Annotated in this window: 6 protein-coding genes and 2 pseudogenes; 2 read left to right on the forward strand and 6 right to left on the reverse strand. The window is 32.7% G+C overall.

The annotated features are described in order from the left end of the window. A pseudogene (locus ANHYDRO_RS08830) lies at window positions 1-385 on the forward strand (transposase); the annotation flags it as partial. Window positions 386-670: 285 nt separating this feature from the next. On the opposite strand, the gene ANHYDRO_RS08835 reads toward ANHYDRO_RS08830, so the two are convergent. The 5 genes from ANHYDRO_RS08835 to ANHYDRO_RS08850 form a co-directional block, all read right to left on the reverse strand. Continuing rightward, window positions 671-1,624: a 3-hydroxyacyl-CoA dehydrogenase gene (locus tag ANHYDRO_RS08835; protein WP_004815879.1), complete on the reverse strand. Its 954-nt coding sequence runs from the start codon at window positions 1,622-1,624 to the stop codon at window positions 671-673. Window positions 1,625-1,689: 65 nt separating this feature from the next. Then, a complete protein-coding gene (locus tag ANHYDRO_RS10065; protein ID WP_004815880.1) occupies window positions 1,690-2,187 on the reverse strand; it encodes a HemN in 498 nt (165 codons plus the stop codon). After that, window positions 2,177-2,815 (reverse strand): radical SAM family heme chaperone HemW, encoded by a 639-nt coding sequence (gene hemW, locus ANHYDRO_RS10070; protein WP_167317463.1) that lies wholly within the window; start codon window positions 2,813-2,815, stop codon window positions 2,177-2,179. Before hemW ends, ANHYDRO_RS10065 begins: the two co-directional genes overlap by 11 nt. Window positions 2,816-2,858: 43 nt before the next feature. Continuing rightward, on the reverse strand, window positions 2,859-3,590 hold the full coding sequence (locus tag ANHYDRO_RS08845; protein WP_004815882.1) for a hypothetical protein: 732 nt from the start codon (window positions 3,588-3,590) through the stop codon (window positions 2,859-2,861). Between the two features lie 50 nt (window positions 3,591-3,640). Continuing rightward, window positions 3,641-4,801 (reverse strand): AI-2E family transporter, encoded by a 1,161-nt coding sequence (locus ANHYDRO_RS08850; protein WP_004815883.1) that lies wholly within the window; start codon window positions 4,799-4,801, stop codon window positions 3,641-3,643. A 57-nt stretch (window positions 4,802-4,858) separates the two neighbouring features. Here ANHYDRO_RS08850 and ANHYDRO_RS08855 point away from each other — a divergent pair, with 57 nt between their 5' ends. After that, window positions 4,859-5,089: an RNA polymerase sigma factor gene (locus ANHYDRO_RS08855; protein WP_004815884.1), complete on the forward strand. Its 231-nt coding sequence runs from the start codon at window positions 4,859-4,861 to the stop codon at window positions 5,087-5,089. Between the two features lie 104 nt (window positions 5,090-5,193). Here the strand turns inward: ANHYDRO_RS08855 and tnpA are convergent. Then, window positions 5,194-5,561, reverse strand: a pseudogene (gene tnpA / locus ANHYDRO_RS09795) (IS200/IS605 family transposase); the annotation flags it as partial.

The following is a 5,561-nucleotide window of genomic DNA, read 5'->3' on the forward strand; positions in this document are numbered from 1 at the left end:
TCTTTATGCCCTGTTATTACTTCTATCACTGGTATTGGTGATGTCTTAGGCGCTGCTATTTTCTCAGAAATCGGTGATGTTTCACGATTTGAGAGAGCTAATCAGTTAGTTGCTTATGCTGGTTTAGATGTTGCTGTTAAGCAATCTGGAAATTTTAATGCTACCGATACTAAGATTTCTAAACGTGGTTCTCCTTATCTTAGACGTGCTATTTGGCTTGCTGCTAGTGTTGCTGCCTTTAAAGATCCTGCTCTGTCTGTGTATTATCAAAAACTTAGACAAAGGGGTAAAGCTCATGGTACAGCTATTGGTGCAGTTGCTAGAAAACTTACTAACATTATTTTGCTGTTTGAGGGATAACAAAGCTTACATACCTAATATTTAATTGTTATTTAGTTTCTAAGCCTAATTTTAGGCTTGTTTGACGTGCCATAAATTACAAGATTAATTATTTCTATTTCTCTTGACATTTGATAGCTGGTCTTGTTTAATTGTGCATGTGACTATCACAATTATACTTTAAGGAGGTTTTCTTGGTGCTTGAAGCTAAAGCTTAATCCCTCCACCTGCATAGCAGGTGGTTTATTGTTTCGCTCTCTTTCGTTCGCTCAACTCACTTAAGTGGACAATAAAAATGCTCCCAAGACTTAAGCTCAGAAGCATTATTAATTTATCTGTATTTGTAGAAGCCTTCTCCTGTCTCAATTCCCTTAAGTCCCTTGGCTTCTCTTTCTTTAAGTTTCTTAAGAGCCTTGCCCATAGGAGTTGATGGATCCTTGGCATCTTCTCTAGTGCTAGTAACATTAATTACGGTATTAATTCCTATTATATCGATCATCTCGAAAGGACCCTTTGGCGAACCTGATCCTATCTTCCAGTCCATATCTATATCTTTTGGCTCCGCAATATCATCTCCGTAAAGAGCGAGAGCTGCATCTAATAGAGGAACGAGTATTGAGTTTAAGATATAGCCGGGATTCTCTTTCTTTATAATAGCAGGATACATTCCTATATCTCTTGCAAATTGAGCTACAATATCTATAACTTCCTTACTTGTAGTATCATGACCCATAACTTCTGCTAAATTTTGTCTATGGATACTGTTTGCGAAGTGTAAGTGAAGGAATCTTTCTTCTCTTCCAGTGAAGTCTTTAAGCATTGATGGCATAAAGGTTGAAGAGTTTGAAGCAAGTATTGCGTCATCCTTTAAGATATCCTTAATCTTCTCATAAAAGGCCCTTTTCTCGTCAACTTTCTCTGCTATAGCCTCTATAACAAGATCACAATCAGCAAAGGCCTCTTCTAAGTCGACTGTGTATTTTAAATCTTTGTAGGCTTTTTCGTTATTTTTCTTTAACTCTTCGATCTTTTCTAAATTTATATCCTTAACATCATCAAAAAATGACCTAGGATAGTTTGGGAATTCTGCTCCGATGTATCTTGGTGCAAGTTCCAATTCTTTCGTATAAGTCTCATATACCTTGTTAATCCTTGGCTTAGCTCTTTCAATCGAACCTTCGCTTCTTCCCCATATAGTAACGTCAAAACCATGAAAGGCAGCGGCATAGGCAATTTGAGCTCCCAAAACTCCACCGCCTGCAACAGTAACTTTTTTAATTTCCATAATATAATCTCCTTCTATGTTCTATATGATATTTACCCACTTAGGAAAATATAATTCACTAAAGTTTAAATGATTTCAATATAGAATTCATTGGAAAGACTCATTCCTTTTTTAGTAAAATAGAAATTATCATCAAGCTTATAAAAATCCTGGTCCTTGAATTTTTCTATCACATCCTTATATTTAACTAAGAAATCACAAGCAAATTTTTCCTTAAACTCTAATAGATTTATACCAGAGCTTTCTCTAAGCTTAAAGATAATATATTCCTTTTCTCTTTCATCCTTATCTATAAAATCTTCAAAAACGATAGGATACCTTGCTTCTCTAATAGCCTTGTCATATTTTACAAAATTTCTAGTGTTGTTATATCTCTTATTGGATAAAAATCCCGAAGCTCCCAGGCCAAAGGCTATATAGTCATCTATATTCCAATATTTCTTGTTATGAATTGATTCCTTCCCAAATCTTGCGAAATTAGATATCTCATATCTTTTAAGTCCCAATTTATCTAATTCATCAACAAGAAATGAAAATATATCTACCTCTAGGTCATCTTCCATCAAGTCTAGCTTGCCCTTTTTTATCTAAAGCATAAAATCTTGATCCTTCTTCTAGAATAAGAGAACACCATGATATGTGTTCAGGAGAAATCTTTTTTACCATAGCTAGTTCATTTTTAACAGACTTATAAGTTTGCCTTGGAAGATTGAGCATGAGGTCAAAGGATAAGTTGTCAAAGCCAGCATCCCTGATCATATCTATATCTTTTAGGGCAATATCCGCTGTATGATTTCTGCCAATTTCTTTTAAGACTTCATCATCAAAAGATTGGACACCAAGAGAAATCCTATTGATACCAATATCCTTATAGATTGCTAGTTTTTCCTTAGATATAGAGTTTGGATTACATTCTATGGTAAATTCTTTTATTTTCTCTATCTTAAATTTCTTTATTTCATTTACTATTTCTTCAATATATTTTGCATCTACATAAGAAGGAGTACCCCCACCTATGTGAATAGTATCTATTTCTATATTTAGTCTTTCTTGGTAGAGCTTAATTTCCTTTATTAAATTTTTTATATAGGGTTCAACCCTATTTTCTACATTCATATATGCACAAAAATCACAGTAATAGCACTTTTTTTGACAAAAAGGAATATGTATGTAGCATCCAACTTTTTCCATTTTTTCTCCTTTATATAAAAAAAGATGGCAATGCCATCAATTTTTAGTATATAATATTATAATTTTCTAAGCTTTGTAAAAAGATATCTCTTTTTTCCTTATCCTTATCGATAACAATGGCTTGTTCACTTATTCCTTCTTCTAATAAAACAAATAGAGTATCCAACAAGAAATTTTCGCTACCAACCACATAAAAATATGAGTCTGACCTATCATTAGCAAGCTCTTTTATTTTCTCAAGATAGTCGCTTCTACTATCTAGCCAATATTTGACTAAAAGTGATCCGTCAATATTTTCAAAATCACTTTCGTAAAGATGAGTATCCTTGGTATTTACATTTACACTTATGAATTCTGGAATATCTGTGTTATCTTCTTCAAATCTTTTTATAAGTGGCCTAATAGTTGACATTGCAAGACCTTGAGAAAGGGCAACAAGCGGTCTATTTTCTCTTTTTAAGGACATGTGAGATTTTAGCTTAAAAATTGTTACTGTATCTCCAATCTTAAGAATCGATAAAGTCTTCTTAAAAGGTGATTTTCTTATAGGAATTTTTGTAGTAAATCTAATATTCCCCTCACTTGTAAGTGTGTTTATACTTAAGTGATGAATTAGTTTTTTATTTACCTCTCCTGTCTCATCGTAACCTGGTAGAGCCAGATGAAAGCTAGAACCCTCATCCCAATTTAAATCATCGGGTTTTTCTAAGGTATATGTCCATACATATTTGTATTCTTCTTTTATATCCAAAATCTTAACTTGAAATTTATCCATAATATCTCCTTACTGATAATTGTTATCACTAAGAACACTATACTTAATTTTTAATTTTCTTCATCTGGAATATCCAGTTTTCTTTTTCCAATGTTTAATGTATCACTAATATATTTAAAAAATAGTTTATAATCATAAATCCAATTATCAATTATTCCAGACCTATAAATTCCTACAATAAATATAAATACAACTGGCAACAATATGGCTCCCATCACTCCAAAAAGTTTAAGTCCAGCATAAAGAGCTATAACTGATAGAATTGGGTGTATATCTGCAGAACTTCCTATTACCTTTGGAGCTATGACTTGTCTAAGCCCAGTCCAAGCTGTCAATACAATCAATAGTCCTAAGGATTTTATGGTATTATCAAAGATAAGTAGTTCTATTATTGACCATGGCAAGAGGACTATTATAGGACCAATCATAGGAAGTAGGTCTACAAATCCTAATATTAGGGCTATTGGCATGAAGTATTGTTGGCCTATGAAAAACAGGAAAATCGCCATTATTATTGTGCACAGAAAGGCTAGTTTTAGTTGGGATTTTATATAATTCCAGGTTGAATTCTTAAAGACAGCCCTTATCAAAGAAAGGTTATTCTTTGACTTTTCTGGTATCAATAGATGGTATTTATCATAAACATTTTGCATATCGCCAAGTATTATATAAAATGCAACTACAAAAGTAATCACAAAAAATATTATTTCATTGGAGGTATTTATAAAAGCTTGGGTAAAGCCAAAGGTAATATTGATTGCGTTTTTTTGTAAGCTACCCAACCATTCATACAAAGACTTAAGTCCAGACCTTATTGTGTTTGATACATAGTCTGGCATGAGGTTAATCTGTGAATTGGCATCATTGATCCAAGTATTTACAGAAGATACAATCTTATCCCAATTGCTAATGATATTACCTACCAAGCCAGAGACTTGATTTACTATAAACTGAACAAACCATACCAAGAAAAATAATAGAAGCAAGAGCAGGATTGTACCAAGCAGGTAGGATACCGCCTTGTGTTTGATTGGCAGGATATGGTCAATCTTTCTTATAGATGGTGCCAATAATCCCACGATTACTAGAGCTAGTATTATGGGCATGAGGGCATTTAATAGGGCTGGTGCAAGGAATAATAAAAATAATATGGTTAAAATAATAATTGTTGTTCGTAAAAATATCCTTTCATAAAGTTCTTTATTTCTCATGGCATCTCCTTTAATATTTGATAATATTATTATATCAAAAAGAGTGAGGAGGGCAAAATGGATATCGAAAAAATATATAGAATATACTTTGAAGATGTTTATAGATTTTTGCTCTCTTTGAGTAAAAATAAGGACGTAGCCCAGGATATAACAAGCGAAACTTTTCTAAAAGTCATAAATAATAGTAAGAAAATAGAAAATACTAGAAATATTAAGGCCTATATTTTTACTATAGCAAAAAATACTTACATCAACTACTATAATCAAAACTACCAGCTTAGCTGGTAGTTTGCACAGCGCCTATAAGGCGCGAATACCGGCACGCCCCTATTGGGGCTGTCGAGTATTCTGTCACATGCACCACTATCCCAACTACTGCTTAAGCAGTTTTTTTATTTGTTTTTATTTACTGACTCTCCCGTAAACGGGTCATAGTATTCTTTTATACTTATTTGGTCAGTGTAATAATCTTCTTTTAATTGATTTTGTATATATTCTTTTATTTTCTTTTCATTTCTTCCTACTGTATCTACATAATATCCTCTACACCAAAAGTGTCTGTTGCCATATTTATATTTTAGGTTTGCGTGTCTATCGAATATTATCAGTGAACTTTTTCCTTTTAAATATTCCCATTATTTGTGATATTGAGTACTTTGGTGGTATTTCTACCAGCATATGGATATGATCTGGACATAACTCTGCTTCTATTATGTTTATCCCTTTTCTTGAGCATAATTCTCGAAGTATGCTGCCTATT

The organism is Anaerococcus hydrogenalis DSM 7454 (assembly GCF_000173355.1).
GTDB classification, from domain to species: domain Bacteria; phylum Bacillota; class Clostridia; order Tissierellales; family Peptoniphilaceae; genus Anaerococcus; species Anaerococcus hydrogenalis.